Below are 25,628 nucleotides of genomic sequence, written 5' to 3' on the forward strand. Positions count from 1 at the left end.
TACGCGGCCGTGCCCCTACCAGCGGTGCTCGACCTGTTCCCTGACGCGTCGCTCGTACAGGTCCCGGATCGCGGTGAACGTCTCCTGCGGCAGCGGCGGCAGCTTGGCGGCGGCCGCGTTGGCACGGGCCTGCTCGGGGGTGCGGGCGCCGGGGATCACCGTGGTGACGCCCTCCTGCCCGATGATCCAGCGCAGCGCCAGCTGGGCCGGGGTGTAGCCCTCGGGAGCGAGCGCCGCGAACTCGGCGGCCGCCTCCACGCCCGTCTCGTAGTCGACGCCGGAGAAGGTCTCGCCCTGGTCGAACGCCTCGCCGTGCCGGTTGAAGGTGCGGTGGTCGTTGGCGGCGAAGACGGTGTCCTTGGTGTACTTGCCCGACAGCAGCCCGGAGGCGAGCGGTACCCGGGCGATGATGCCGACACCGGCCGCGCGGGCGGCGGGCAGCACCTCGCGCAGCGGCTTCATCCGGAACGGGTTGAGGATGATCTGCACGCTGGCCACGTTCGGCCGGGCGATCGCGGCCAGGGCCTCGGCGCAGGTCTCCACGCTGACGCCGTACGCGGCGATGCGCTCCTCCTCGACCAGGGTGTCCAGCGCGTCGTACACCGCGTCGGTGGAGTAGACCGGGGTGGGCGGGCAGTGCAGCTGCACCAGGTCGATCCGGTCGACGCCGAGGTTGCGCCGCGAACGGTCGTTCCAGGCGCGGAAGTTGTCGAGGACGTAGTTCTCGGGGATCTGGTCGACGCGGCGGCCCATCTTGGTGGCCACCAGCACATGCAGATCGGGGCGGCCGCCGAGGAAGGCGGCGATCGTCTGCTCGCTGCGCCCGTCGCCGTAGACGTCGGCGGTGTCGAAGAAGGTGACCCCGGACTCGGCCGCGGCCTCCAGGACGGCCAGGGCGTCCTTCTCGGCCACGTCGCCCCAGTCCGCCCCCAGCTGCCAGGTGCCGAGACCGACCACCGACGCCCACTGACCCGACCTGTCGATTACACGTTCGTCCATGACGACAGTCTGTCATCCGGCGCCCGGTCCGACGGAACGGTGCGCTCCGGTCACCGACCGGTGCTCGCCGTCCATCCGTGCGGGAGGGGGCGGCGGCGACCGCGAGTGGCGACGCGTGATGCCGCCGTCGCGGTCGGGTTCCTCATGCCTCGGCGGTGCGGCACTCCGGATGTCCCCACCCTTGCGCGTTCTTGGCGATGGACTCGCCCGCCGCGTAGGAGCGGCCGCAGACGCAGCGGCCGGGGAACTTCGCCTTGATGGTGCGGGACGACGAGGACGACGCGCCCCCGGAGCGGCGGACCGTCTTCTTGCGCGGGGCGGACCTGGGTGTGTCGGGCGAGGGCGGGGGCACCGGCGAGCCCAGCTCGCTGCCCGCCGGCTCCTGCGCGGAGGCGGCCTGGCTGGCCGCGCGGTCGGCGAAGTCGTTGAGCGGGTCGCCGTCGACCTGATGGGCCGGGACGTAGCGGAACTCCACCGAGCGGCCGTCCAGCAGCGCGTCGATGCGGACCACCAGCTCCTGGTTGGCGACCGGCTTTCCCGCGGAGGTCTTCCAACCGTTGCGCTTCCAGCCCGGCAGCCAGGTGGTGACGGCCTTCATCGCGTACTGGGAGTCCATCCGGACCTCCAGCTCCACGGCGGGGTCGACCGTACTCAACAGCCGCTCCAGGGCAGTGAGTTCGGCGACGTTGTTGGTGGCCCGGCCGAGCGGGCCGGCCTCCCAGCGAGCGGGCGTCCGCCCGTCGTCGCCCGAGACCACCCACGCCCATCCGGCCGGTCCGGGGTTCCCCTTCGAAGCCCCGTCGCACGCGGCCACCACTCGTTCACCCATGCGCACGATCATCCCATGACGGCGCGGGTGCCCGGACCGGGCCGGCAAGGCCCCGCTCAGGCCTCCCTGATCCGCGGCGCCTCCCCCTCGGTGGTCGTGATGTCGATCACCGAGAAGGTGGCGCCCTGGGGATCGCGAAGCGCCGCGAACCGGCCGAAGGGACTGCCCATCGGCCCGAAGCGGACGGCGCCGCCGAGCCTGGTCGCCTTCGCGACGGCCTCGTCGCAGTCGGCGACGGTGAAGTAGACGTTGATGTACGAGGGCACCTCGGGCGGGAAGTCGTCGGTCATGCGCATCCGGCCGAGCACCGTCTCCTCGCCGACCTCGTACATCCGGAAGTCGACCGCGTCGTCCACGAGGTCCTTCATCCGGTACGGGAAGACCGCGGCGAAGAACGCGTCCGCCTTCTCCGGTTCCCGGGTGAACACCTCGGCCCAGCAGTAGGCGCCCGGGACGGCCGTCTCCTCGAAGCCCTCGTGGGTGCCCGCCTGCCAGATCCCGAACACGGCCCCGCTGGGCTCGCGGGCCAGGCACATGGTGCCGAGGTCGCCGACCCGCATCGGCTCCATCAGCACGTCACCGCCGCTGTGCCGCACCTTCTCGGCGGTGGCGGCGGCGTCCGGCGAGGCGAAGTACAGGCACCACCGCGACTGTCCCTCCTGGCCCGGCATGGGCGGGACGACGGCGGCGACGGCCTTCCCGGCCACGGATGCCTGGATGTAGTGGCCGTACTCCGCCGAGGAGTCGCCGAAGGTCCAGCCGAGGACGCCGCCGTAGAACTTCTCCGCGCCCTCCAGGTCGGTGAACATCGCGTCGGCCCAGCAGGGCGTTCCCTCGGCTTGTACGGCCATGCTCGCCGCCCTCCAGGTGTGGTCACGGCCCCGTCTGCTCACGCTAGTCAGCCCGCGGTGGGGCCGCGCGCCGAGCGGGGCTGTCGGACACTGGGGAGGAGACACCGGCGGTCTGCCGAAGGGACGGGCGATGACGATGCGGGCGTGGTCGGTGGTGGCTCGGGGACCGGTCGAGGGCGAGCCGCTGAAGCTGGTGGAGCGACCAATACCCACCCCTGGACCGGACGAGCTGCTGGTACGGGTGCGGGCGTGCGGGGTGTGCCGGACCGATCTGCATGTCACCGAGGGTGATCTGCCGGTGCGCCGGGCCGGGGTGACACCCGGGCACGAGGTCGTCGGCGAGGTGGCCGGACTCGGCTCGCAGGTCTTCGGCTTCGCGCCGGGCGACCGGGTGGGCGTGGCCTGGCTGCGCCGCACCGACGGGGTGTGCGCCTACTGCGCGCGGGGCGCCGAGAACCTGTGCCCGCGCTCGCAGTACACCGGCTGGGACACGGACGGCGGCTACGCGGAGTACACCACCGTGCCGGCCGCGTTCGCCTACCGGCTGCCCGAGGCGCTGGACGACGTGTCGGCGGCGCCGCTGCTGTGCGCCGGGATCATCGGATTCCGCGCGCTGCGCCGCACCGCGCTGCCGCGGGGCGGCCGTCTCGGCCTGTACGGCTTCGGCGGCAGCGCCCACCTGTGCGCGCAGGTCGCGCTCGCCGAGGGCGCCACCGTGCATGTGATCACCCGGGACGAGGTCTCCCGGGCGCTCGCCCTGGAGCTGGGCGCGGCCTCCGCGCGGGACCTGGACGAGCCGCCGCCGGAACCGCTGGACGCGGCGATCCTCTTCGCCCCGGTCGGCGACCTGGTGCCGGTGGCGCTGCGCGCCCTGGACCGGGGCGGGGTGCTGGCGCTCGCGGGCATCCACCTCAGCGACGTACCGCCGTTGCACTACGAGACGGATCTGTTCTACGAGAAGGAGTTGCGCAGCGTCACCGCCAACACCCGGGCGGACGGGCGGGAGTTCCTCGCCCTGGCGGCCCGCTACCGTGTCCGGGCGACCACGCACCCCTATCCGCTCGACCGGGCCCCCGAGGCCCTGCGCGATCTGAAGGCGGGCCGTTTCGACGGCGCGGCGGTGCTGGTGACGTCCCGAGAGGGCTGAAATCCCCTCGACAGCGAGGGCGTCGAGGCGCTCGGATGAGTGCCGTGAACGCACCGAGGATGCACGCGGACGAACTCGACCTCGACGCCCCGCTGGTCCGGCGGCTGATCGCCCGCCGCTTCCCGGAGTGGTCCGCGCTGCCGGTACGACGGCTCGCGTCCTGCGGTACCGAGAACGCCATGTTCCGGCTGGGCCCCGGGCTGGTGGTACGGCTCCCCCGGCACCCCGGCGCGGTCCCGGACCTGGCGCACGAGCAGCGCTGGCTGCCCCGGCTGGGACCGCTGCTGCCCGTGGCCGTACCGGAGCCGGTGGGCACGGGCGAGCCGGACGAGGGCTTTCCGTGGCCCTGGTCCGTCTACCGCTGGCTGGAGGGGGAGAACCCGGTGGCGGGGGCCGTGGCCGAACCGGTCCGCCTGGCCCGGGACTTGGGGCGGTTCGTGCGGGCGCTGCGCCATGTCGACCCGGGGGCCGCGCCGACCGGCTACCGGGGCGGCCCCCTGCGGGAGCGGGACGAGCCCACCCGCGCGGCCGTCGCCGAACTGGGCGACCGGGTCGACGCGGGTGCGGTCACGGCGCTGTGGGAGCGGGCGCTGGAGGCCCCGGAGCACGGTCGTCCGCCGGAGTGGGCCCACGGCGACCTGTCCCCCGGCAATGTACTGGTCGGCGGCGGCCGGCTCGGCGCGGTCATCGACTTCGGCTGTGCGGGGGTGGGTGATCCGGCCGTCGACCTCATGCCGGCGTGGAACCTGCTGCCGGCCCGCGCCCGGGACACCTTCCGCGAGGCAGTCGGCGCGGACGACGCGGAGTGGGCGCGGGGGCGCGGCTGGGCGCTGTCGGTCGCGCTGGTCCAGCTGCCGTACTACTGGCACACCAACCCGGCCCTGGCGGAGAACTCCCGGCATGTGATCGCCGAGATCCTCGCCGAGGCCGGGTGAGGGCGGCGGGGCCGCTTCCGTGTCAGTCCCCCGCGTGGGCCTTCTCCAGGGCGGCGACGTCCGGCCTGTCCATGCTCCGTTCTCCGGGCGTCGCGGGACGCGGGCCGAGCGGCGGTTTTGCGCCAGTGCCGTACGACGAGCGCATGCGTGGTGTCACCGGGGGTACCCGCGCCGTGAGCGGCCCCACCGGCGGGATTGAACTGCCGTGTCCGGGGTACGCGCCGTGAACACAACAGCGCAGGTACCGCACGCAGAGGCCGAAAAGGGCAGACGTCGAACCGTGACTTTCGTGGGAGAGGTAATGGAAACCGCCGGGATCCGGTCGCAGACAGCGGTCACCGAGAGGACCGGGCAGGACGGGACGGACGCGGGAGCGCTGCCCGGCATCGCAGACCCCGCCTCCGTGGCCCCGCGGGACGCGCGCGCGCTGTCCCGCCAGTTCTTCCGTCGGCTCACCGAGCTGGAGGAGGGGACCCACGAGTACCAGTACGCACGGAACACGCTCATCGAGATGAACATGTCGCTCGTGCGGTTCGCGGCCGGCCGGTTCCGGGGCCGCGGCGACGACATGGAGGACATCGTCCAGACCGGCATGATCGGCCTGATCAAGGCGATCGACCGGTTCGAGCTGTCCCGGGAGGTGGAGTTCACCTCGTTCGCGCTGCCGTACATCGTCGGCGAGATCAAGCGGTTCTTCCGCGACACCACCTGGGCGGTGCACGTCCCGCGGCGGCTCCAGGAGCTGCGGGTGGAGCTGGCCAAGGCGCGCGAGGAGCTGTCCAGCCGGCTCGACCGCGATCCGACGGTCGCCGAACTGGCCACGCTGATGAACATCTCCGAGGACGAGGTGGTCGAGGGGCAGCTCGCCGCCAACGGCTACAACTCCTCCTCCCTGGACGCCGCGCTCACCGGCGACGGTCCCGAGGACGGCGAGGCGGTGCTCGCGGACTTCATCGGCGTGGAGGAGGAGGGGCTGCGCCTGGTGGAGGACTTCCACGCGCTCGCGCCGCTGATGGCGGAGCTGAACGAGCGGGACCGGCGGATCATCCATCTGCGGTTCGTGGAGGAGGCCACGCAGGCGGAGATCGGGGAACAGCTCGGCTGCTCCCAGATGCATGTCTCGCGGCTGATCAAGCGGATCATCACCCGGCTGCGGCAGGGGATGCTGGGCGAGCTGGGCTGCGCCTAGTGACGGGCCGGGCGACCGGGGCTGCGCTCCGGTCGCCCGGGACTTCCGAGCGCGGGGCGCCCGGGACTTCCGCGGGGTGCCCGGGACGCCGGTCCGGGCGCTCAGCGCCTCAGTGCGAAGCGGGCGATCACGCGCTTGCCGACCGGGACCCGCTCGACGGCGACCTCGGCGGCGAGCGCGTGCACGATCTCCAGGCCGTGCCGGCCGACGCGCTGCGGGTTCTTCGGGAAGCGGTGGGGCAGGGCCGTACTGCTGTCGCAGACGGACACCGTGACGAACGTGTCCGTGCCCTCCAGCTCCAGGATGTAGGGGCCGCCGCTGTGCCGGTCGGCGTTGGTGACCAGCTCGCTGACCAGCAGGAGCAGCTCGCCGTCCGTACCGCGGTCGATCGCCGCGCACCACTCGGTGCGCAACTGCTCCAGGAAGCGGGCCGCGAAGGCCCGCGCCTCGGCGATGCAGCCGGGTTCGCCGGTGAAATGCGTCGCACGTCGCAGCGGCTCGACGGGTACGTCGAAACCGGTCGGTATCACTGCCCCGTCCAGGTGCTCGGTCATGCTGTCTCTCTCACGGGCCGGCGGCCTCGTCCGTTCGGTCGTATTCGCACCAGTCCTCCTACCCCGAGCCGCGGCCCGCAGTCCAGGCTTTCGCCGTCCGCGCACAGTGGCGGGCGTCACGCCCCGGCCGGGGCGTGACGCGGACGGACCACTCGGCGGGCGGGGTGCCCGGCCACTGCTTAGCGTGGCAGGCGTGAGCCCTGTGACCGTCTCCGCGCGGCCCGCCGCCCGGCACGGCTGGCCCGAGGCCCTGGCCGTGGTGCTGACCGGGCTCGCGGTGATGGTGCTGGTGGCCGCGGCCGGGCTGTGGGCGGCGGGTGCGGCGGGCCTGCCGGACGGAGCGTTCCCCCGGGTGCTGGCCGCGACCGTGGTCACCGCGGTCGGCGACAGCGTGCGGCTCGCCGGGGACGCGGGCGCCCTGGCCAGGACCGAAGCCGGGATCACGGTACTCCCCCTGTCCGTGGCGCTGGCCGGTGCCCTGGCGATCGGCTCGGGATTCCTGCGCCCGCTGCGGCACCGGACGGCGGCCTCGCCCGCGGAGTCGGCCGGGTGGGCCGCCCGGATCGTCGTGCTGTGGCTGCTCGCGCTGACCGGGCTCGCCTTCGCCGCCCGGCAGACCTTCGCCGTCGACGTGGGCAGCGGCACCCTCAGCGATCTGACCGGTCTGTTCGAGGCGGAGCCGCGGATCGGCTTCTGGGCGGACGTGCCGCTCACCGTGCTGTTCGCGCTGCTGTGGCTCGCCTGGGTGCTTCTGGTGGCGCTGCTGGTCGCGCGCCGCGTGCCGCTGCCCGGGAGATGGTCCGGATGGCGGGAGCGGGCGCGACCCGCCGCCCGCGCGATGGTGGAGCTGCTGCTGGCCGCCGTCGCCGTCGGGCTCGTGGTCGCGCTCGTCACGGCGGCCACCCGCGGGCACGCCCGGACGACCTTCGCGCTGATCCTGCTCGGCCTGCCCAACCTGGTCTGGCCCGCCCTGACCATCGGCCTCGGGGCGACCTGGAACGGCCGGGTGGACGGCCCGTTCGGGTTGCCGGTGCCGCACATCCTGGACGTGCTGCTGCGCACCCCGGACGTCTCCGAGGTGAACCTGCGCACCCTGACCGACTACGACGCCCGTATGGCCTGGCTGCCGGTGGCGGCCGGGGTGCTGCTGCTCGCGGTCGCCGTCCGGGCGGGCCTGCGCTCGCCGGCCTCGACGCCGCTGTGGCTGCACGCCGTACGGCTCGCCGTCGCACTCGCCCTCACCGTGCTGATGATCTGCCTGCTGTGCCGGATCTCCGCCCACTACGGGTTGTCCCTGCTCGGCATCGGCGACCTGGGCGGCGGCCTGTCCGGGGAGCTGCTGCTGCGGCCGCGGACATGGCAGGCGGTGGGTCTGGGTGCGCTGTGGGGGCTGGTCGCCGGGTTCCTGGGCGGCCTGACGGCCCTGCTGGTACGGCGCCGGCGCCGGTCATCCGATGGGCACCACCAGCGCGGGGATGGTGCGCTGCATCCGTAGGGCGTCGACGGACTCGGCGAGCAGTTCGTACTCGGTGGTGTCGTCGCTGGCGGCGATCCGCACCAGCCGACCCTGCGCCAACTCGTCGGCCACCCGCTCCTGTTGACCGTCGTCGGCACACCACGCGCGCAGCAGCGCGGGTACGTCGGCCACCGTCTCGGCGACCGGCACCAGCGCTCCCGCCGGAAAGGGGGCCGCCTCCGGACTGGGGTCGAGCCGCTCGGCGATCCAGGACGCGCGGTCACGCAGCCACCACAGAGCCAGCGCCAGGGTGGGCGCGCGGTAGGTGCCGAGCGGAACGCCGATGCGCCGGCCGTCACACACCCCGTATGCCGTCACATGGCACAGGAATTCGTCGTGCACGTATCACTCCCCCGTCGCCTCGTCCGGGTGTGCCGGGCGGACCTCGCTCTCCGTGCGGCTCTGTGCGGTGAAGTGCCCCTGATGTTCGAGTATCGCCACGGCCGAAACACTGTCACCACGACTTTCCGGCCACTCTCTGGGCATGTTCCGCACCCTTTTTGGTCGGGATGAGGGGGTTCCACAAGGCGGTTCGGGCATGACCCCGGAGGTAATCGACGCCGCGGGCGGGCCTCGGGCATGGTGATGTCACCGGGTCGGCGAAACCCCGATCCCGGTGCCGACCAGCACAGACGACCTCGATGGAGGCTGATTCGCCATGTCCGAGAACACCGAACGCTACGAGACCGCTGCCGCCCGTTACTTCGAGGCCTGGAACGCCACCGAGCCGGAGGCGCTGCGCAAGGCGGTCGCCGCCGCCTGGGCCGAGGACGGCTCCTACACCGACCCGCTCGCCGACGTCCGCGGGCACGAGGGCGTGGCGGCCGTGATCGCCGCGGCCCACGAGCAGTTCCCCGGGTTCGTCTTCCGCCCGCTCGGCGCGGTGGACGGGCACCACGACACCGCGCGCTTCGGCTGGGAGCTGGTGAACGAGGCCGACGGCTCGGCGCCGGTCGCCGGCTTCGACGTGGTCACGCTGGACGCGGAGGGCCGCATCCGCCAGGTGCTGGGGTTCCTGGACCGGGTGCCGGCGGGGGCCTGAGGCCGGCGCCGCGAAACGGCCCGTGTGGTGCCCCGCGCCGGGTACCGCACGGGCGACGGCGGTCCTACGGCCGTACGATCGCGTCGATCCGCTTCAGCTCCTCCTCGTCGAAGTCCAGGTTGCGCAGGGCGCCGACGCTGTCCTCCAGCTGCCGGGCGCTGCTCGCGCCGACCAGGGCGGAGGTGACCCTGCCCCCGCGCAGCACCCAGGCCAGGGCGAGCTGGGCGAGGCTCTGGCCGCGGGAGGCTGCGATGTCCCGAAGGGCGCGCAGCCGCCCCACGAGATCCTCGGTGACGGCCTCGGGCCTCAGGAAGGGGCTGTCGCTCGCGGCGCGGGAGCCCTCCGGGACGCCCTCCAGATAGCGGCCGGCGAGCAGGCCCTGCTCCAGCGGGGAGTAGACGACGGAGCCGACCCGGAGTTCGTCCAGGGCGTCGAGCAGGCCCTCGTCCTCGGGGCGCCGGTCGAGCATCGAGTAGCGCGGCTGGTGGACGAGGAGCGGGGTGCCGAGTTCGCCGAGGATGCGGGCGGCCTCCCGGGTCTGCTCGGCGGAGTAGTTGGAGACGCCGACGTAGAGCGCCTTGCCCTGCCGGACCGCCGTGTGCAGGGCGCCCATCGTCTCCTCCAGCGGAGTGTCCGGGTCGGGGCGGTGCGAGTAGAAGATGTCGACGTACTCCAGGCCCATCCGCTTCAGGCTCTGGTCGAGCGAGGCGAGCAGATACTTGCGCGAACCCCCTTCGCCGTACGGACCGGGCCACATGAGGTAGCCGGCCTTGGTCGAGACCACCAGCTCGTCGCGGTACGGCGCGAGGTCCGTGGCGAGGGCGGCGCCGAGCGCGGACTCGGCGGCACCGGGCGGCGGGCCGTAGTTGTTGGCCAGGTCGAAGTGGGTGACGCCGAGGTCGAAGGCGCGGCGCAGGATGGCGCGCTGGGTCTCCACGGGGCGGTCGGGACCGAAGTTGTGCCACAGCCCGAGCGACAGCGCGGGGAGTGCGAGGCCGCTGCGTCCGGTGCGCCGGTAGGGCATCTCGGCGTAACGGTCGGGGGATGCGGTGTACAACACGGCTCCAGAGGTTCGGCACGGGATCTGCCGGACCAGGATTCCCCGGGCGGCGGCCCGCGGTCCAACCGGAGAATCGGATCGAATTGAGCGGCTAGGCTGCTCAATCATGGAACTGCGCCATCTCCGGCACTTCGTCGCGGTCGCCGAGGACCAGCACTTCACCCGGGCCGCGGAGCGTCTGATGGTGTCCCAGTCGGGCCTGTCCGCCTCCATCCGGGCACTGGAACGGGAGCTGCGGGCCCCGCTGTTCGTGCGCACCACACGGCGGGTGACGCTGACCGAGGCGGGGCGGGCGCTGCTGGTGGAGGCCGAGCGGGTCCTCGCGCAGGTGCGCGCGGCGCACGACGCGGTGGCGGCGGTGCAGGGCGTGCTGCGGGGCACGCTGGCGCTGGGCACCGAGCAGTGCATCGCCGGGGTGCACGTGGCCCGGCTGCTCGCGGCCTTCAGGGGCGCGCATCCGGAGGTGGAGATCCGGCTGCGCCAGGCGGGCTCGGGCGCGCTGGCCGAGGAGGTCGCGGCGGGGCGGCTCGACCTGGCCTTCGCGTACCGCACCCGGGCCGACGGCGACCAGCTGCGCTCGGTGTCGCTGACCAGCGAGCCGATGACGGTGCTGTGCCACCCGCGCCACCGGCTCGCCTCGGCCGAGACGCTGCTCGGCCCGGACGACCTCGCCGGTGAGGTCTTCGTGGACTTCCACCCGGACTGGGGTCCGCGCCGCGCCACCGACGCCGCCTTCGCCGCGGCGGGGGTACGGCGCACGGTCGCGCTGGAGGTCAACGACGTCCACACGCTGCTGGACCTGGTGGACGAGAACCTGGGCATCGCCGTCGTACCCCGGCACTTCCGGCACAAGCGGCCCACGCTGACCGCGCTCCCCCTGAAGGGCACGGACGAGGCCGAGTACGAGACGGTGGCGCTGCTGCCGCCCGAGCGGTCCACCAGCCCCGCGGCCCGCGCCCTCGTCACCCTCCTGGAGTCGGAGGACCTGGCACCGCCCCGGTTCCTCTGATTTCCGGGCGCGTGCGCACCCTCGTTCTGTGATGGTGGACGGTATGCATGCGAAGGACATCCTCATCGACGGCTACGGCCGCATCCAGGAAGAAGTCCACGACACCCTCGACGGCCTCGGACCGGACGAGCTGCACCACCGCCCGGCCCCCGACGCCAACACCATCGCCTGGCTCGTCTGGCACCTCGCACGGGTGCAGGACGACCACGTCGCCGACGCCTTCGGCCTGGACCAGGTGTGGCTCTCCGGCGGCTGGGAGAAGCGTTTCGGCCTCGACCTGCCCCGGCAGGACACCGGTTACGGACACAGCCCCGCCAAGGTCGCGAAGGTGCGGGTCGAAAGCGCCGGCCTGCTGACCGGGTACTACGACGCGGTGCACGAGCAGACGCTCGGCGCGCTGCGCTCGCTGACCGCCAAGGACCTCGAAGGCGTCGTGGACGAGCGGTGGGACCCGCCGGTCACGCTGGGCGTGCGCCTGGTGAGCGTCCTGTCCGACGATCTCCAGCACATCGGACAGGCCGCCTACCTCAAGGGGCTGGTTCAGAGCGCGGCGGCGTAGCCGGGCAGGATCACGTCCTCGATGAGCGCCTTGCGCTCGTCGAACGGGATGAACGCGCTCTTGACCGCGTTCACCGTGACCGCCCGCAGGTCCTCGACACCCCAGCCGGCCTCCTCGACCAGCAGCGCCATCTCCCGGGTCATCGTCGTACCCGACACCAGACGGTTGTCGGTGTTCAGGGTGACCCGGAAGCCGAGGTCCTTCAGCTCGGTGATCGGGTGCCCGGCGATCGAGGTGGCGCAGCTGGTCTGGAGGTTGGAGGTGGGGCACATCTCCAGGGCGATCCGACGGTCGCGCACCCAGGACGCGAGACGGCCGAGCTTGCCGTCCACGATGTCCTCGGTCAGCCGGACACCGTGCCCGATGCGCTGGGCGCCGCACACCTGGACCGCCTGGTGGATGCTGGGCAGGCCGTACGCCTCGCCGGCGTGGATGGTGAAGGGCACGCTCTCGCGGCGCAGGTGCTCGAAGGCGCCCAGGTGGTCGGCGGCCGGGAAGCCGTCCTCGGCGCCGGCGATGTCGAAGCCGACGACCCCGGCGTCCCGGTAGGCCACGGCCAGGTCGGCCGCCTCGGCGACGCGGTCGAACATCCGCATTCCGCACAGCAGGGTGCCGACGCGCACCGGGGTGCCCGCGGCGGCCGCCTTCGCCATACCGGCGGCCAGGCCCTCCTGCACGCTCTCCACGACCTCGGAAAGGTTCAGCCCGCCCCGGGTGTTCAGTTCGGGGGCGTAGCGCACCTCGCCGTAGACGACACCGTCGGCGGCGAGGTCCAGGACGTACTCCTCGGCGGTGCGCAGCAGGCCCTCGCGGGTCTGCATCACGGCGAGGGTGTGCTCGAAGGTCGCGATGTAGCGCACCAGGTCACCGGAGTTGGCGGCCTCGACGTACCAGGCGGCCAGCTCGTCCGGGTCCGTGGTGGGCAGTTCGTGCCCGACCTCGGCGGCCAGCTCCACGAGGGTGGCGGGGCGCAGACCGCCGTCGAGGTGATCGTGCAGCACGGCCTTGGGGAGGCGGCGCAGGGTGTCGGTGTCGATGCGGGGGGCGGTCATGGCAGGGCGTTCCTCAGCAGGTTGTACCGGGGTCGATCAGGCGGCCGACGGTGCCGACGGGGTTGGTTAGCCGGTGAGGTTATACGTAAAACCAGATGCTTGTCTACGCGCGTTGCCAGGGATGGTGAACGGGGTCTCGCGACGGGACGGGGAGGGCGTTGCCTCAGGGCGCTTCGTCGCCCTGGGCCACCTCCACCCGGTGGTGGAAGTCCACCAGCCCGGCGGCGGTCGTCGCCCCGGCCAGGGCGGTGCAGGCGATGAGCGACGCGGCGACGAGGCGGCGGCCGGTGCGAGGCCGGGCGGGCGCGTCCAGCAGCGCCCGCACCCGCTGTGGCACCGGTCCGGTCGTCGCCGCGGCAGCGAAGTCGGGCCGCTGGGTGGCGGACGCGTGCCCGGCGAGGGCCGCCCGCGCGATGGCCCGCGCGGTCAGCCGACGGTCCCCCACATGCGCGGCCGCGGCCTCGTCGGCGGCGCGCTCCGCCGCGAGCCGGATCGTCGTACGGACCGGCCGCAGCGCGGGGTGGCAGTGCGCGGCGAGTTCCGCGGCGGCCAGGAAGTAGTGGTGCCCGCCCTCGTTGTGCGCCCGCTCGTGCGCGAACAGGACCTCCCGCTCGGGCCCGTCCAGGCTGCGCAGCATCGCCGTCGTGACGACGATGCGGTGCGGACGGCCGGGCAGCGCGTAGGCGTCGGGGCGGGGCGAGTCCACCACGCACAGATCACCGGCGGCGGGCCCGCTCCCCGCCTCGCTGTGGGCGGCGCGGAAGGCCCGTCCCTGGCGCAGCACCGAGCGGACGAGGGTCCAGCAGCAGACGGCGAGGACGCCGACGGAGGTGGCGGCGGCCGGCACCACGATCGCGGCGGAGGCGGTGTGCAGCGGGTGGATGAACTCGCCGAACGCGGCGAAGAGCGGCAGCTTCAGCAGTCCGACCAGCACGAAGGCGCCGAGCGCGGCGAGCGAGCACCCCGCGAGGACCACCGCGCAGGCCGTGACGGCCCACAGCGCGGCGGCCGGGGCCAGCCGGGCGAGGGCCCGCCGGGCCAGCGCCGGCAGCGCGCACGGCAGCAGCAGGGGCAGCAGGAGCAGAGCGGTCATCAGCCGTCGGATTCCAGCAGATCCCGCAGGATGCGTTCGTCGTCCGGGTTGAGCTGGGCGACGAAGCGGGCGAGCACGGTCTCCCGGTCGCTGTCCCGGTCCAGCTCGCTGTGCATCCGGCGGGCGGTGAGGCCGTGGGCGTCCTGGACATCCTGGACCGGGAAGTACACGAAGCCGCGGCCCCTGCGCTGCCGCTCGACGACGCCCTTGTCGTGCAGGCGGCTGAGGATCGTGGTCACCGTCGTGCGCGCCAGGTCCGCGCCCAGGCTCGCCTGGACCTGTCCGGGGGTCCGGGGCCCGTCGGCGGCCCAGAGCGCGGCCATGACGCTCGCCTCTAGTTCGCCGGCCGGCCGGCGTTCGTCCTTGCCGTCGGTCATGGAAACGTCCTCACCCTCCTCGTCGTCCACGTGCGGACCGTCTACACGATGGTAGTCATACGGCCGCGCGCGACGTCCCTCCCGTCGGCCGCGGGGTCCGGGGTCCGGGGTCCGGCAGCCGCGTGGTGCCGGCGCTCCCGGCGCTCGCGAGCGGCGGGAGCGGCGGGAGCGGCGGGAGCGGCGGGAGCGGCGGGAGCGGCGGGAGCGGCGGGGTGAGGACCACGGCGTCGCCCGGCATCGCGTGTGCCGAGAGCGGCTCGGTGACGTCGTGGAGCCCTGATGCCGGGCGAGGCGCCCACGGCGTGCCGGTGTCCAGCGCGGTGCGGGGGCTGGTCGGACCCGACAGGACGCGCGGTCCTGGCATGAACAGACAGTCTGCCAGGCCCAGTTGACCGCGCCACCCGCGCCCGTTCCGCCCCAGGCATGACAAGAATTTCCACGGCTACACATAAGCCTCGAACAAGCGCAAAATGGGAACTGCGGCGCTCACTGAACACCGCACCCATAAGCGGTCTGGCCTGCACATTCGAAGGAGACGAAAGTCATGGCCAACGTCTGGCACAGGGGTGATATGTCGACCCACCCCGATGTCCCCGAAATGCGGGAACGCTACGCCCGCATGCTCGGCGGTCGTGATGTGGCGCTCGTGGACGGTCCGGTGTTCCTGCTCGGCCTGTACTGCGCGGCATCGCCCTGGATCCTGCACTACACGACGAGCCAGCCGGCGCTCATGACGCACAACCTGATCATGGGCATCGCGATAGGCCTGCTGGCACTCGGATTCACCAGGGCCCCCGAGCGGATGTACGGACTCAGCTGGGCGATGTGCGCGTTGGGCGTCTGGATGATCATCGCTCCGTGGATCGTGGGCAGCGCCCCGGACGCCGGAGTGATCACCAACAACGTCGTCATCGGCGCGCTCACCCTCCTCCTCGGACTCGTCTGTGCCGCGTCGGCGGCGAAGAGCACTCCCAGGCCCTAGCGGGGAAGGAAGCACACCCGGACAACACGAGGAAGGAGCGGAACGTCGAGAAAGGGAAGAAGAACGAAGAAGAACACGGAAGGAAGAAAGACGGAGGGCCGGTCCGCATCGTGCGCACCGGCCCTCCCCGCCGTCTCAGCGGCGCACGGTGAAGCTCAGCCACAGGTCCGGGGGCAGCGAGGGGCGTCCCGGCACCGCCCGCTCCGCACGGTCCCAGTCACCCGGCGCGACCTCCTCGGCGACCCTGTGCCAGAACGCCTCCGCACCCGCGTTGCCCCGCTGATACGCGATCTCCCAGCGCCCGGGATGCCGCCGCAGCACGTCCACCGCGGCCCGCAGCCCGACTCCCCCGCGCCGTACCCCCCGCGCCACGAAGAAACTGTTGAGCACCCGCACGGGCCCGTCGAGCCCCCGCACGAACGCGAGCCCTGCGAGGCCGTCCCCGCAGGTCAGCAGGTACGGAGCCCACCCGGGCGCGGTGAACGCGGACTCGACGCGCTCGCTGCGGAACGTGCCGTCGGCGGCGGGCAGCCCGCCCTGGTACTCGGACATGTCGTGGCGGAACATCAGCCACAGCCGCTCCACGGCGGGCCGGTCCTCGGGGGTCGCGGGGCGGACGCGGACGTCCGCGGTCATTTTTCCGGTCATGAACGAAAGCCTCCCCGGCGGACTCGGGTCCGGACCGGGGAGGCTCATACGCGCTGAGTGGAGCATAGCCCCCCGAGGGTCAGACCGTCTCGGGGTCCAGCCCGGCCGGCCGCTCCTCGCCCGCCTCCTTCGCCCCGAACGGCCACACCCTCTCCAGCCGGGCCCAGATCAGGAACGCCGCGCAGCCGAGGGCCAGCCAGGCCAGGGACCATTCGATGGGGTGGCGGCCCGGTGAGCCGCGGTCGGCGTAGCCGTAGATCACGCACCAGCCGACGAAGGCCACGAGGGAGGGCAGCGGGTAGAGCCACATGCGGTACGGGCGGCGCAGGGCGGGCTGCCGGGCGCGCAGCACCGTCAGGGCGACGATCTGGGCGAGCGCCTGCACGATCACCATCACCGTGGTGAGCAGCTGGATGAGGGTCGCGAGATCGGTGTGCCGGCCGACGAGGAAGCCGGCCGCGGTGATCACGCCCATGGTCGCCAGGCCCAGCGTCGGGAAGCGGTGCCGGCGGTGCAGCCTGGCGTACGGCCGGAAGAAGACCCGGTCGCGCGCGGCGTCGTACGGCACCCGGGAGCCGCCCAGCAGGCCCGTGAACACGGAGGCGAACGCGGTGATCAGGATGAGCACGGTGACGGTGTCGGCGGCGCCCCTGCCCCAGGTCCGCTCCAGGACCGCGGAGGCCACGGAGGTGGACGCGATGTCGCCGGGGTCGCTCATGCGGTGCCAGTCGACGACGCCGAGCGTGCCGATCTGGAGCAGCAGGTAGATCGCCATGATGCCGAGGATCGAGAAGAGGATCGAGCGCGGCAGGACGCGACCCGGGTCCTTGATCTCGGCACCCATGTAGGCGGTGGTGTTGTAGCCGAGGTAGTCGTAGATCCCGATGGTCAGGCCCGCGGCGAAGCCGGTCCAGAAGTGGCCGTCCGTCAGGTCGAAGGCGCCCGCCGGGTAGGTGAAGGCCAGCCGCGGGCTGAAGTCCGTGGCCGCCGCGGTGATCACCAGGACCACCGAGGCGATCATCACGGTCCACATCACGGCGGTGATCCGCGCGATGTGCTCGATGCCGCGCCACAGCAGGAACACGACCAGGGCGATGACGCCGAGGCCGGTCAGGTCGCCGGCCGTGCCGTCGAGGCCGGGGGCGAGATAACCGAGGTACTGGACGAAGCCGACCACGCCCGTGGACATGATCAGCGGCACGAAGAGCATCGCCGTCCACACGAACAGGAACGGCATCAGCCTGCCGGTGCGGTGCTGGAACGCCTGGCGCAGATAGACGTAACTACCGCCGGAGCCGGGCAGCGCGGCGCCGAGTTCGGCCCAGACCAGCCCGTCGCACAGCGCCAGTACGGCACCCGCGACGAACCCGACGACCGCCTGCGGGCCGCCGAACGCGGCGACCATCAGCGGGATGGTGACGAACGGGCCGATACCGCACATCTGGCTCATGTTGATGGCCGTGGCCTGGAACAGCCCGACCCGGCGGACGAAGCCACCCGGAGGCGGCGGGCTACCGGACATGGGGACTCCTGGAGGCGTCGGGAAAGGGACCCTACGAGAATCCGAGCGCCGGCAGAAGGCGGTTGACGGATATTCAGCGGACCCTGCGGCGACGGTCGTTGACAGTCCCGGGACGGCGACCTAGCTTAAGCCCGGTTAGTAAAGTTTCCTAACTTTACGAGCCTGGAGACCGTCTGTGTTCCCTCGTCCCGCCCCCGGCCTGAGGCTCGCCACGGCCACCGGCCTCCTCGCCCTGGTGGGCTCCCTCACCACCGGTGCCTGGGCCGGCCCCCACGCCCCCGCGCCGCCGCTCCGGCCGGTCGCGGCGCTGAAGCCGGCCGCCGCCCGGATCACTCACGTGTCCCCGGCAGCGGGGGCCACCACCTCGCTCGCCGGATACGCCGTCCAGTCGACGGCCAGGGTGGGCGACTCCCCCGCGGCCGTGTCCTCGCCCGGTTATCCGGCGCGTGGCTGGTACCCGGCGGGCCCGCGCTCCACGGTCCTGGCCGCACTGCTCGCCGCCGGGGTGTACGACGACCCCTTCCGCTCCACCAACCTGGCGAAGATCCCGAAGGCCGACTTCGAGGTGCCGTGGTGGTACCGCTCCGACTTCACCGTCGCCGACACCGCGCGGCGCACCCTCCTCGACTTCAGCGGGGTCGTCTCGGCGGCCGACGTCTACGTCAACGGCCACCAGGTGGCCACCGCGCAGGACGTGACCGGCGCCTACACCCACCATGAACTGGACGTCACCGCCCTGGTGCGGCCCGGCGTCAACACGGTCGCCTTCCGTGTCCGGCCCAACGAGCCGAGCAAGGACCTGACCATCGGCTGGCTGGACTGGCTCCAGCCGCCGCCCGACCGGAACATGGGCATCGTCCGTGACGTCCTGGTGCGCCGGGGCGGCCCGGTGGCGCTGCGCGACGCGCACGTGGTGACGAAGCTGGCCGTGCCCTCCCTCTCGACCGCCGACCTGACGGTACGGGCCCGGGTCCGCAACGACTCGGGTACGGCGGTCACCGCGGAGGTCACCGGTTCCGTCGGCGGCACGCGCCTGCGCAGGACGGTCCGGCTCGCCGCGCACGAGACGAGGACCGTCACCTTCTCCCCCGCCGACGTGCCGGGTCTGCACCTCACCGCGCCGAGGGTGTGGTGGCCCGCCGGAATGGGCGGACAGCCGCTGTACGCCCTCGACCTCACCGCGCGCGTGTCCGGTACCACCTCGGACACCGCGCACCAGGACTTCGGCATCCGTGACGTCCGGGCACCGCTGAACTCCGCCGGGGCCCGCCAGTACCGGATCAACGGCCGCCCGCTGCTGATCAAGGGCGGCGGCTGGTCGCCGGACGAGTTCCTGCGCTGGGACCGCGCCTACGCGGAGGACCGGCTGCGGTACGCCGTGGACCTCGGCCTGAACACCCTGCGTCTGGAAGGCCACCTGGAGCCGGACGAGTTCTTCGGGCTGGCCGACCGGCTCGGTGTGCTCACCCTGCCGGGCTGGGAGTGCTGCGACAAGTGGGAGGGCCAGGTCAACGGAACGGAGAACGGGGAGAAGTGGGCCCCGGCCGACTATCCGGTGGCCAAGGCGTCCATGGCCGCCGAGGCCGCCCGGCTGCGGGACCATCCGAGCGTGATCTCCTTCCTGATCGGCAGCGACTTCGCGCCCGACGCGACGATCGAGAAGAACTACCTGGACGCGCTGCGGGCCGCCGACTGGAACCTCCCGGTGGTCGCCGCCGCCTCCGACAAGTCATCGCCGCGGCTGGGCCGTTCGGGGATGAAGATGACGGGACCCTACGACTGGGTGCCGCCGGACTACTGGTACGCCAAGCGCGAGGGCGGCGCCACCGGCTTCAACTCCGAGACCAGCGCGGGCCCGAGCATCCCCACCCTGGACACCCTGCGCCGGATGCTCACCCCGGCCGAACTCGACACCCTCTGGCAGGACCCGAAGGCCAGGCAGTACCACCGCTCCCCCTCCGACACCTTCGGCACGCTCTCGCTCTACGACGACGCGCTCGCCGCCCGCTACGGCGCCCCCACCGGCCTCACCGACTACGTGCGCAAGGCGCAGCTGGCCCAGTACGAGAACGTGCGGGCCCAGTTCGAGGCGTACGGACGCAACGCGACCGACCGCACCGAGCCCGCCACCGGGGTCATCCACTGGATGTTCAACAGCGGCTGGACGTCACTGCACTGGCAGCTGACGGACCGCTATCTCGACCAGGGCGGCGCCTACTTCGGCGCGAAGAAGGCCAACGAGCCGCTGCACATCCAGTATTCGTACGACGACCACTCGGTGGCGGTGGTGAACAACCGGCACGCGGCCGAGCAGGGCCTCACCGCGCGGGCCACCCTCTACGACACCGACGGCTCCCCGCGCTACGACCGCACGGTCACCGGGGTGTCGGTCCCCGGGGACGGGGCGCACTCGACGCCGCTGGCCCTGCCGTCGTCGGTGCCGGGCCTGCCGGGGACCCGTCTGCTGCGGCTGGTGCTCAGCGACGCGACGGGCCGGGAGGTGAGCCGGAACGTGTACTGGCTGTCCGGCAAGCCCGACGTCCTCGACTGGAAGCGCACCACCTGGTGGTACACGCCGACCACCGGATACGCCGACCTCACCGGGCTGGCCTCGATGGCGACGGTACCGGTGGCGGCGACGGCCACCACACGGTCGGACGCCGGCACCTCGACCACGACCGTGACCCTGCGGAACACCACGGACGGGCTGACGCCCTCGCTGCTGACGGACGTGCACCTGGTGGACGGGCGCGGCGCTCCGGTGCTGCCGGTGCGCTGGTCGGACAACGAGGTGGGCCTGTGGCCGGGCGAGTCGGTGACGCTGACCGCCGTCTACCGGACGGCGGACCTGCACGGCGCGGCCCCGCGCGTGCGGGTCTCCGGGTGGAACACCCCGGAGCGGACCGTGCCGGCGGCATGACGAGGGGGGTGGGCCCCGCCGGACCCACCCCCCTCGCGTTCGGTGGCTCAGCTGACGTTGAGCGCGGCGTCGTCGAGGACGAACGAGGTCTGGTACTTGGAGCCCTCGGTGCCGGTGAACTTCAGGGTGATGGTCTGCCCGGCGTAGCTGCTGAGGTCGAAGCTGCGCTGGGTGTACCCGGAGGCGGCGTTGAGGTTCGAGTACGTCGCCAGGGTGCCGAGGACCGTGCCGGAGCTGTTCAGCACCTGCACCTTGAGGGTGTCGTAGGCGGTGCTGGTCGAGGTCTCGGCCGTGTCGACGTGCAGGTAGAAGCTCAGTTTGGCCGAGGTGCAGCCCGCCGGGACGGCCACCGACTGGGAGAGCGTGTCGGTGGTGGCGGTGCCGTAGCCGTCGAGCCAGGCGTAGTAGGAGCCCGAATGGGCCGCCTCGCTGGTGGAGTTGGTGATGACGCCGCTGGTGCCGCCCCAGACGGTGCTGCCCGACTCGAAGCCGTTGTTGCCGAGGAGCTGGCCCGCGGTGCAGGTGCCGGTGCCGCCACCGCCGGTGCCGCCGCCACCGCTGGTGGTGCCGTCACCCGCGAGCCACGCGGTGGCGTTCAGGGCGAGCGGCGCGTTGGTGGCGCCGGTGTCGTTCCAGCCGTCGTACAGGGTGTTGCCGGAGCTGCCGGTGCCGTCGTCGATCGGGGAGCTGTCGCCCCAGAACGCGACGCGGCCGCTGCCGAAGGTGCTGGTCAGGAAGAAGGCACCGGTGTTCCCGGAGTAACCGGTGCGGTAGACCAGGCCCTTGACGGAGGAGTTGTCGGAGGGCTTGAGGGTGGCGGTCGTACCGTTGGCGATCAGGCTCTTGGTGACCTTGCCGAAGGATCCGTTCAGCACCGGGTCGGTGCTGTCGCTGATCGCGGCCGGGTAGTCGGAGGTGATGTTGAGCGAGTCGATCGAGAAGCCGAACGGGTCGGTGTTGTCGACACCGTTGTTCGTCATCAGGTCGTTCAGGATCTCCACCGCGTCGTAGCCGTCGTTGTTGCGGTCGGCACCGGTGTGGTCGGAGATCATGAACAGACCGCCGCCGTTCTTCACGAAGTTCATGATCGCCGTCTTCTCGGCGGTCGTGAACATCGTGTTGGGCTCCGGCAGGACCAGCGTGTCGAAGTTCGACAGGTCCTGCGCGGACGAGCCGCCGTAGCTGAGGCTCTGGCCCGAAGGCAGCGTCTTCAGGCTGTAGTTGCCGGTCTTCTGCAGCGCCACGCCCCAGGAGGACAGCGCGCCGGTCCAGTCCGTCTCGGCCGACGGGGAGGAGTTCTGGCCGAGCGGATCGGGCTGGCTGGTGGAGATGACCCAGTCGGCGTTGCCGGCCGTCTCGGCATGGGCGTTGTCGAACAGGACGCGGTGAGTGGTCGCCGCCTGTGCGGGGGCGCTCGCACCGACCTGGACGGCGGCTCCCGTGAGGAGCATGCCGAAACCGGCGAGTGCGGTGGTGAGTCTGCGTCGGGATCTCATCGATCCGAGCATCCGACGAACCTCCGTTGTGGGGTGTGGGGAAGAGGAGTTGCAGCGCCAAATCTGCGCGCGTAGAACGTGCTTGAGCGTTCTACACGCGTCGATGGCTTGAAAGGTACATGGCATGAAGGGCCGATGAACAGAAAGTCCCGGCAATAAACGGAGCGGAGTGACTCCGCTCACAGCGGGCAGATGCCAGGGACAGGACAGGTATCCGGAGGGGTGAAGATGGAGATCTCAGGCCTCGTCAGCGCCGTTGTCATCGGCCTCGTCGTCGGTGTGCTGGGCCGGCTGGTCGTGCCGGGGCGCCAGCACATCGGGATCCTGTGGACCATCGTCGTCGGCATCGTGGCCGCGCTGATCGGTTCCGCGATCGCCGCGGGGATCGGGGTCGCGGACACCAGGGGGCCCGACTGGATCGAGTGGCTCATCCAGATCGCCCTGGCGGCGGTGGGGATCAGCGCGCTCGACCGGGCGAGGTCACGCCGTTGACCGTTCGTCAGCTCTCCTTGACCTCGTACAGGTACGGGGTCGTGGTGGCCAGCGGGAGGAAGCCGAGGCGTTCCAGGATGGGGCGGCTCGTGGGCAAGGCGTCGACCTGGAGATAGCGGAAGCCGCGGGCGGCGGCGACACGGGCGCGGTGGGCGACGAGGGCACGGTACAGGCCCCGGCCCCGCCATCCCTCGACGGTGCCGCCGCCCCACAGCCCGGCGAACGGGGTGCCCGACACGAGTTCCATCCGGGCCGCGCTGACGGGTTCGGACCCGGCCAGCGCGACGACGGCGACCACCGTGCCGGGATCGGCGGCCAGTTGGGCGCGCAGTCGGTGGCGCAGGTGGGAGCCGTCGGTGCCGAAGGCCCTCTCGTGCGTGTCGACGACAAGGTCGATCCCGGCCGCGTCGGTGGCCTCCAGCAGCCGGACCCCTTCGGGGAGTCGGGCGTCCAGGTCGAGCCGGTCGGCCTCGCCGATCATCAGCGTCTCGGCCGGCTCGGCCCGGAACCCGGCCGCGAGGAGCCGGGCGCCGAGGGCGGCGGGCCGGTCGTGGCTGTGGTGCTTCCACTCGAAGTCGCTGCCGAGGGCGGTGAAGTGGGCGATCTGCTCCTGGATCGCCGCGTCCGCGTTCGCCGTGTCCAGATCGGACCAGAGCACGCCGTTCCAGCCGTGCGGGGGCGCGGTCTGCCGGACCACCGCCCCGACGCGCTCGACACGGGCGCCGGGGCCGTCGGGTGCGGCGTGCTCCCGCAGGTCACGGTCGTACAGGGCCAGGATCTCGTTCTTCTCCATGGCGGCCCACTCGATCACGGAAGACCGGGGGCGGCAACGGAATTGCGTGGTCAGCCCAGTTCGAGGGTGGTGACGCCGAAGACACGGTCCTGGGCGTACGCGCGGACCGGGCCGGTGTACATGCGGGCCGTCTCGAAGGAGGGGGTGAGCCCGGCGGCCTCGGCGAGGGCGGTGCCGGCGGCGTTGGGCTCGGGCACGTCGACGGCGAGTTCACGGCCGGCGGCCTCGTCGGCCAGCGCGGCGAACAGGGCGCGGGCGTCCTCCGCGGTGTCCGCGAAGAGCGGGCCGATCCGCAGGCTGTCGCGGCCGGGGCGGATGACACCGTACCCGGTGAGGCGGCCGTCCTCGTGGCGTACGACGGTGTGGTGGCCCGGGGCGGTGAGCCACTCGGCGAGGAAGCGGGGGCGGTCGGCCGGGTGGCAGGCGCTGTCGTAGGCGGTGATCGCGGCGAGGTCGGCGGGGCCGGCCGGGCGGGTCCCCCCGGGGGTCTCCGTCGCGGGGACGGTGCCGGTGAACCGGATGGTGCGGTAGGCAGAACGGAAGCCGGACTGGCGGTAGTTGTCCTGCTGGGCGACGACTCCGTCGAGGCCGACGGTGCGGGTGCCGGCGTGGGCCAGGGCGGTCTTCCAGGTGGTGAGTCCGTGGCCGTGGCCGCGCAGGTCGGGGCGGACGAGGTAGCAGCCGAGGAACGCGTAGTCCGCGCCGTAGTTGACGACGGAGATGGCCGAGACCGGTTCCCCGTCGATCCGGCCGAGGAAGAAGCCCTCGGGGTCCTGGGCGAAGAACGCGGGCCCGTCGGACAGCCCGGGGTTCCAGCCCTCCGCCGCCGCCCACCCGCTGATCACCGGCCAGTCGGCGAGACCGGCCCGGGTGACGACGAGGTCGCGGGGGGCGTCATGGGGGGCGGGAGAGGTCATCGGTGCGCTCCGTTGCGTCGGGGGCCGGCTGCCGTGCATACGGCCCGTGTCGGCAGCATCCTCGCGGATCAACGGCCGTCGTGCCACGGGAAGATCAGCCGACCGGCGCCGGCCGCGGGGTGTTCAGCGCACGGGCGAGCGGGATGGCCGAGGCGAGGACGAAGAGGGCGAAGAGGGTGATGGGGAGCATCCCCACCGGGCGCAGCAGGCGGGACCAGTCGGCGTGCAGCCAGGCCCAGTTGGCGTACCAGTTGCCGAGCGCGTCCGCCGTCATCACGAGGACCGCGAGCGGGACGCCCGCAGGGCGTACGTGGAGCAGCGGGATCGCGACCAGGGGATCGAGGGCGGTCAGCGCGATGAAGAACACCTGGAGCGGGGGCGCGAAGGCGGAGTAGGCGTGCAGTCCGTGCCGCGCGAGGTCGACGGCGTGCGAGGCGGTGCCCTCAAGAAAGCCTCCGATGGAGACGGTGAGGAGTCCGCGGGCCCAGGGGGGCAGTGCGCGCTCCATCGCCGCCGGATGCAGTCCGTCACCGGGCCACTGTACTTCCCGGGGCTGCGCGGGGGTTGGGGGCGGCACTGTAAGGGTGTTCGGATCACCGCTGGGCGGGGTCGGGGCCCGGTGGGCGGGGCGGTCGGACCGCCGCTGAGCGGGGGCCTGGCCCGCGGGGCGCCCGGGGCGACGGCGGGTAGGGGCCTGGCCCGCGGGGCGGACGGGGCGACGGCGGGTGGGTGCGGGGCCGCGGCCGGGCTGGGAGTCGGTCCCGGCGGCGGGGGGCCTGTCCGCTGGGTGGGGGGCTCCACCGGGCCGGCGTCCGGTCGACTGCTGGACGGTGGGAGCCCGGTGGCCGGTGGAGGCCTGGACAGGGTTGGGGGGGTCAGTACGTGCGGGTCGGACGGAAGCGGCGGTAGAGGATGCCGCCCGCGAGCAGCAGCGCCGCGCTACCCGCCGCCGCGGGGGCGGTCAGGTCGGTGCCGGTGTGGGCCAGGGAGGCACCGACCGGTTCAGGGGCGGGGCGCGGGGTGTGCGGGGCGGCCGGGTGGGCCTTGACCGGGGCCGGCGGCTGCGGGGCGGGCGCAACGGGGTGACTCGGGGTCTCGCCGCCGTTGACGGAGGTGTTGCCCGTGACCGGGTTGCCCACGCCCACCACGTCGACGCTGTTGCCGCTGATGTTCAGCGGCAGGTCGACGGGGAGCTGGACGGCGTTGCCCGAGACCACTCCCGGGGAGTGCTGGGCGCCGCCGTGGGCCGTGGCCCCGCCGGAGGAGGCCGATCCGCCCGTTCCGGCGCCCGCCTCGTTCGCGCAGGCGTTGCCCGCGACCGGGTTGAGCAGGCCGACGACGTCGACCGTGTTGCCGCACACGTTCACCGGGACGTCCACCGGCAGTTGGATGCCGTTGCCGGAGATCAGTCCGGGCGAGCCGGCCGCGACGCCGTCGGCGCTCGCGCCGTCGGCCGCGAACGCGACGGACGCCGGCCACGCCAGGGCCATCGCACCGGAGGCGGCGACGGCCGCGATCACACCGTTTCGGGTAGCCCGTCTCATTGGTTCCCTGCCTTCCAGAGAAGTTCGCGGGTACTCACCCGCATCCCGTAAAACGCGGGCGAACCATCTGAGTTATGGCCTATCCGGCTTTCACCCCACCGA

Annotated in this window: 26 protein-coding genes; 10 read left to right on the forward strand and 16 right to left on the reverse strand. The window is 72.6% G+C overall.

Annotation, left to right across the window (positions count from 1 at the left end; all coding sequences use genetic code 11):
• Positions 1 to 15: 15 nt before the first annotated feature.
• The 3 genes from ACWDD7_RS10765 to ACWDD7_RS10775 all read right to left on the reverse strand — a co-directional run bounded on the left by ACWDD7_RS10765 (position 16) and on the right by ACWDD7_RS10775 (position 2,679).
• Positions 16 to 999 carry an aldo/keto reductase gene (locus ACWDD7_RS10765; RefSeq protein WP_450457098.1) on the reverse strand — a complete coding sequence of 328 codons (984 nt, stop codon included), beginning with the start codon at positions 997 to 999 and terminating at the stop codon, positions 16 to 18.
• A 142-nt stretch (positions 1,000 to 1,141) separates the two neighbouring features.
• On the reverse strand, positions 1,142 to 1,840 hold the full coding sequence (locus tag ACWDD7_RS10770; RefSeq protein ID WP_450457099.1) for a ribonuclease H family protein: 699 nt from the start codon (positions 1,838 to 1,840) through the stop codon (positions 1,142 to 1,144).
• A 44-nt stretch (positions 1,841 to 1,884) separates the two neighbouring features.
• On the reverse strand, positions 1,885 to 2,679 hold the full coding sequence (locus tag ACWDD7_RS10775) for a VOC family protein (RefSeq protein WP_450457101.1): 795 nt from the start codon (positions 2,677 to 2,679) through the stop codon (positions 1,885 to 1,887).
• A gap of 136 nt (positions 2,680 to 2,815) precedes the next feature.
• On the opposite strand from ACWDD7_RS10775, the gene ACWDD7_RS10780 reads away from it, so the two are divergent.
• From ACWDD7_RS10780 to ACWDD7_RS10790, 3 genes are all read left to right on the forward strand, one after another.
• Positions 2,816 to 3,826 (forward strand): zinc-binding alcohol dehydrogenase family protein, encoded by a 1,011-nt coding sequence (locus ACWDD7_RS10780; protein ID WP_450457255.1) that lies wholly within the window; start codon positions 2,816 to 2,818, stop codon positions 3,824 to 3,826.
• Positions 3,827 to 3,861: 35 nt separating this feature from the next.
• A complete protein-coding gene (locus ACWDD7_RS10785; protein WP_450457102.1) occupies positions 3,862 to 4,761 on the forward strand; it encodes an aminoglycoside phosphotransferase family protein in 900 nt (299 codons plus the stop codon).
• A 301-nt stretch (positions 4,762 to 5,062) separates the two neighbouring features.
• Positions 5,063 to 5,950 (forward strand): RNA polymerase sigma factor SigF, encoded by an 888-nt coding sequence (locus ACWDD7_RS10790; RefSeq protein ID WP_351871988.1) that lies wholly within the window; start codon positions 5,063 to 5,065, stop codon positions 5,948 to 5,950.
• A gap of 101 nt (positions 5,951 to 6,051) precedes the next feature.
• On the opposite strand, the gene ACWDD7_RS10795 is transcribed toward ACWDD7_RS10790, so the two are convergent.
• Positions 6,052 to 6,504 (reverse strand): ATP-binding protein, encoded by a 453-nt coding sequence (locus ACWDD7_RS10795; protein ID WP_392212996.1) that lies wholly within the window; start codon positions 6,502 to 6,504, stop codon positions 6,052 to 6,054.
• A gap of 193 nt (positions 6,505 to 6,697) precedes the next feature.
• Here ACWDD7_RS10795 and ACWDD7_RS10800 point away from each other — a divergent pair, with 193 nt between their 5' ends.
• Positions 6,698 to 7,999 (forward strand): streptophobe family protein, encoded by a 1,302-nt coding sequence (locus tag ACWDD7_RS10800; RefSeq protein ID WP_450457103.1) that lies wholly within the window; start codon positions 6,698 to 6,700, stop codon positions 7,997 to 7,999.
• On the opposite strand, the gene ACWDD7_RS10805 is transcribed toward ACWDD7_RS10800, so the two are convergent.
• Positions 7,952 to 8,362, reverse strand: a complete 411-nt coding sequence (locus ACWDD7_RS10805) for a hypothetical protein (RefSeq protein WP_351880569.1) — start codon at positions 8,360 to 8,362, stop codon at positions 7,952 to 7,954. The genes ACWDD7_RS10800 and ACWDD7_RS10805 overlap by 48 nt on opposite strands.
• A 316-nt stretch (positions 8,363 to 8,678) precedes the next feature.
• Between ACWDD7_RS10805 and ACWDD7_RS10810 the strand changes: the two genes are divergently transcribed.
• Complete coding sequence (locus ACWDD7_RS10810; RefSeq protein ID WP_450457105.1) at positions 8,679 to 9,062, forward strand: nuclear transport factor 2 family protein; 384 nt, start codon at positions 8,679 to 8,681, stop codon at positions 9,060 to 9,062.
• A gap of 64 nt (positions 9,063 to 9,126) precedes the next feature.
• Here the strand turns inward: ACWDD7_RS10810 and mgrA are convergent, their stop codons facing one another.
• On the reverse strand, positions 9,127 to 10,119 hold the full coding sequence (gene mgrA, locus ACWDD7_RS10815) for an L-glyceraldehyde 3-phosphate reductase (RefSeq protein ID WP_450457256.1): 993 nt from the start codon (positions 10,117 to 10,119) through the stop codon (positions 9,127 to 9,129).
• Positions 10,120 to 10,228: 109 nt separating this feature from the next.
• Between mgrA and ACWDD7_RS10820 the strand changes: the two genes are divergently transcribed.
• Both ACWDD7_RS10820 and ACWDD7_RS10825 read left to right on the forward strand, forming a co-directional pair.
• Complete coding sequence (locus tag ACWDD7_RS10820; protein ID WP_450457106.1) at positions 10,229 to 11,131, forward strand: LysR family transcriptional regulator; 903 nt, start codon at positions 10,229 to 10,231, stop codon at positions 11,129 to 11,131.
• 43 nt (positions 11,132 to 11,174) lie between these two features.
• Positions 11,175 to 11,690, forward strand: coding sequence for a mycothiol transferase (locus ACWDD7_RS10825; RefSeq protein WP_450457107.1), 516 nt, complete (start codon positions 11,175 to 11,177; stop codon positions 11,688 to 11,690).
• On the opposite strand, the gene ACWDD7_RS10830 is transcribed toward ACWDD7_RS10825, so the two are convergent.
• The 3 genes from ACWDD7_RS10830 to ACWDD7_RS10840 all read right to left on the reverse strand — a co-directional run bounded on the left by ACWDD7_RS10830 (position 11,672) and on the right by ACWDD7_RS10840 (position 14,212).
• Positions 11,672 to 12,742, reverse strand: a complete 1,071-nt coding sequence (locus tag ACWDD7_RS10830; RefSeq protein WP_450457108.1) for an adenosine deaminase — start codon at positions 12,740 to 12,742, stop codon at positions 11,672 to 11,674. The genes ACWDD7_RS10825 and ACWDD7_RS10830 overlap by 19 nt on opposite strands.
• Positions 12,743 to 12,905: 163 nt before the next feature.
• The gene (locus ACWDD7_RS10835) at positions 12,906 to 13,835 is read right to left on the reverse strand and encodes a M48 family metalloprotease (protein WP_450457109.1); all 930 of its coding nucleotides are present in this window, start codon (positions 13,833 to 13,835) and stop codon (positions 12,906 to 12,908) included.
• Positions 13,835 to 14,212 carry a BlaI/MecI/CopY family transcriptional regulator gene (locus ACWDD7_RS10840; RefSeq protein ID WP_351880587.1) on the reverse strand — a complete coding sequence of 126 codons (378 nt, stop codon included), beginning with the start codon at positions 14,210 to 14,212 and terminating at the stop codon, positions 13,835 to 13,837. The genes ACWDD7_RS10835 and ACWDD7_RS10840 overlap by 1 nt, the downstream gene beginning before the upstream one ends.
• A gap of 544 nt (positions 14,213 to 14,756) precedes the next feature.
• Here ACWDD7_RS10840 and ACWDD7_RS10845 point away from each other — a divergent pair.
• The gene (locus ACWDD7_RS10845; protein ID WP_351866042.1) at positions 14,757 to 15,194 is read left to right on the forward strand and encodes an SPW repeat protein; all 438 of its coding nucleotides are present in this window, start codon (positions 14,757 to 14,759) and stop codon (positions 15,192 to 15,194) included.
• A gap of 135 nt (positions 15,195 to 15,329) precedes the next feature.
• Here the strand turns inward: ACWDD7_RS10845 and ACWDD7_RS10850 are convergent, their stop codons facing one another.
• Together ACWDD7_RS10850 and ACWDD7_RS10855 are read right to left on the reverse strand one after the other, a co-directional pair.
• Entirely contained in the window at positions 15,330 to 15,842 is a 513-nt protein-coding gene (locus ACWDD7_RS10850; RefSeq protein ID WP_351866040.1) for a GNAT family N-acetyltransferase, read from the reverse strand.
• A gap of 79 nt (positions 15,843 to 15,921) precedes the next feature.
• Positions 15,922 to 17,364: an APC family permease gene (locus tag ACWDD7_RS10855; protein WP_450457110.1), complete on the reverse strand. Its 1,443-nt coding sequence runs from the start codon at positions 17,362 to 17,364 to the stop codon at positions 15,922 to 15,924.
• 175 nt (positions 17,365 to 17,539) lie between these two features.
• On the opposite strand from ACWDD7_RS10855, the gene ACWDD7_RS10860 reads away from it, so the two are divergent.
• Positions 17,540 to 20,284, forward strand: coding sequence for a glycoside hydrolase family 2 protein (locus ACWDD7_RS10860; RefSeq protein WP_450457111.1), 2,745 nt, complete (start codon positions 17,540 to 17,542; stop codon positions 20,282 to 20,284).
• 47 nt (positions 20,285 to 20,331) lie between these two features.
• On the opposite strand, the gene ACWDD7_RS10865 is transcribed toward ACWDD7_RS10860, so the two are convergent.
• A complete protein-coding gene (locus ACWDD7_RS10865; protein ID WP_351866032.1) occupies positions 20,332 to 21,792 on the reverse strand; it encodes a hydrolase in 1,461 nt (486 codons plus the stop codon).
• A gap of 216 nt (positions 21,793 to 22,008) precedes the next feature.
• Between ACWDD7_RS10865 and ACWDD7_RS10870 the strand changes: the two genes are divergently transcribed.
• Entirely contained in the window at positions 22,009 to 22,272 is a 264-nt protein-coding gene (locus ACWDD7_RS10870) for a GlsB/YeaQ/YmgE family stress response membrane protein (RefSeq protein WP_351866029.1), read from the forward strand.
• Positions 22,273 to 22,279: 7 nt separating this feature from the next.
• On the opposite strand, the gene ACWDD7_RS10875 is transcribed toward ACWDD7_RS10870, so the two are convergent.
• The 4 genes from ACWDD7_RS10875 to ACWDD7_RS10890 all read right to left on the reverse strand — a co-directional run bounded on the left by ACWDD7_RS10875 (position 22,280) and on the right by ACWDD7_RS10890 (position 25,502).
• On the reverse strand, positions 22,280 to 23,065 hold the full coding sequence (locus tag ACWDD7_RS10875) for a GNAT family N-acetyltransferase (protein ID WP_450457112.1): 786 nt from the start codon (positions 23,063 to 23,065) through the stop codon (positions 22,280 to 22,282).
• A 50-nt stretch (positions 23,066 to 23,115) separates the two neighbouring features.
• Positions 23,116 to 23,982, reverse strand: a complete 867-nt coding sequence (locus ACWDD7_RS10880) for a GNAT family N-acetyltransferase (protein WP_450457113.1) — start codon at positions 23,980 to 23,982, stop codon at positions 23,116 to 23,118.
• Positions 23,983 to 24,076: 94 nt separating this feature from the next.
• Complete coding sequence (locus tag ACWDD7_RS10885) at positions 24,077 to 24,490, reverse strand: hypothetical protein (RefSeq protein ID WP_450457114.1); 414 nt, start codon at positions 24,488 to 24,490, stop codon at positions 24,077 to 24,079.
• A 367-nt stretch (positions 24,491 to 24,857) separates the two neighbouring features.
• On the reverse strand, positions 24,858 to 25,502 hold the full coding sequence (locus tag ACWDD7_RS10890) for a chaplin (protein WP_450457115.1): 645 nt from the start codon (positions 25,500 to 25,502) through the stop codon (positions 24,858 to 24,860).
• Positions 25,503 to 25,628 lie beyond the last annotated feature (126 nt).

This window comes from Streptomyces sp. NPDC001056 (genome assembly GCF_053598955.1).

Bases quoted from the DNA above. Each gene is read 5' to 3' on its own strand.
- ACWDD7_RS10765 (WP_450457098.1), bottom strand. From the start codon at position 999: ATGGACGAACGTGTAATCGACAGGTCGGGTCAGTGGGCGTCGGTGGTC.
- ACWDD7_RS10770 (WP_450457099.1), bottom strand. From the start codon at position 1,840: ATGATCGTGCGCATGGGTGAACGAGTGGTGGCCGCGTGCGACGGGGCT.
- ACWDD7_RS10775 (WP_450457101.1), bottom strand. From the start codon at position 2,679: ATGGCCGTACAAGCCGAGGGAACGCCCTGCTGGGCCGACGCGATGTTC.
- ACWDD7_RS10780 (WP_450457255.1), top strand. From the start codon at position 2,816: ATGCGGGCGTGGTCGGTGGTGGCTCGGGGACCGGTCGAGGGCGAGCCG.
- ACWDD7_RS10785 (WP_450457102.1), top strand. From the start codon at position 3,862: ATGAGTGCCGTGAACGCACCGAGGATGCACGCGGACGAACTCGACCTC.
- ACWDD7_RS10790 (WP_351871988.1), top strand. From the start codon at position 5,063: ATGGAAACCGCCGGGATCCGGTCGCAGACAGCGGTCACCGAGAGGACC.
- ACWDD7_RS10795 (WP_392212996.1), bottom strand. From the start codon at position 6,504: ATGACCGAGCACCTGGACGGGGCAGTGATACCGACCGGTTTCGACGTA.
- ACWDD7_RS10810 (WP_450457105.1), top strand. From the start codon at position 8,679: ATGTCCGAGAACACCGAACGCTACGAGACCGCTGCCGCCCGTTACTTC.
- ACWDD7_RS10820 (WP_450457106.1), top strand. From the start codon at position 10,229: ATGGAACTGCGCCATCTCCGGCACTTCGTCGCGGTCGCCGAGGACCAG.
- ACWDD7_RS10825 (WP_450457107.1), top strand. From the start codon at position 11,175: ATGCATGCGAAGGACATCCTCATCGACGGCTACGGCCGCATCCAGGAA.
- ACWDD7_RS10830 (WP_450457108.1), bottom strand. From the start codon at position 12,742: ATGACCGCCCCCCGCATCGACACCGACACCCTGCGCCGCCTCCCCAAG.
- ACWDD7_RS10835 (WP_450457109.1), bottom strand. From the start codon at position 13,835: ATGACCGCTCTGCTCCTGCTGCCCCTGCTGCTGCCGTGCGCGCTGCCG.
- ACWDD7_RS10840 (WP_351880587.1), bottom strand. From the start codon at position 14,212: ATGACCGACGGCAAGGACGAACGCCGGCCGGCCGGCGAACTAGAGGCG.
- ACWDD7_RS10845 (WP_351866042.1), top strand. From the start codon at position 14,757: ATGGCCAACGTCTGGCACAGGGGTGATATGTCGACCCACCCCGATGTC.
- ACWDD7_RS10850 (WP_351866040.1), bottom strand. From the start codon at position 15,842: ATGACCGGAAAAATGACCGCGGACGTCCGCGTCCGCCCCGCGACCCCC.
- ACWDD7_RS10855 (WP_450457110.1), bottom strand. From the start codon at position 17,364: ATGTCCGGTAGCCCGCCGCCTCCGGGTGGCTTCGTCCGCCGGGTCGGG.
- ACWDD7_RS10865 (WP_351866032.1), bottom strand. From the start codon at position 21,792: ATGCTCGGATCGATGAGATCCCGACGCAGACTCACCACCGCACTCGCC.
- ACWDD7_RS10870 (WP_351866029.1), top strand. From the start codon at position 22,009: ATGGAGATCTCAGGCCTCGTCAGCGCCGTTGTCATCGGCCTCGTCGTC.
- ACWDD7_RS10875 (WP_450457112.1), bottom strand. From the start codon at position 23,065: ATGGAGAAGAACGAGATCCTGGCCCTGTACGACCGTGACCTGCGGGAG.
- ACWDD7_RS10880 (WP_450457113.1), bottom strand. From the start codon at position 23,982: ATGACCTCTCCCGCCCCCCATGACGCCCCCCGCGACCTCGTCGTCACC.
- ACWDD7_RS10885 (WP_450457114.1), bottom strand. From the start codon at position 24,490: ATGGAGCGCGCACTGCCCCCCTGGGCCCGCGGACTCCTCACCGTCTCC.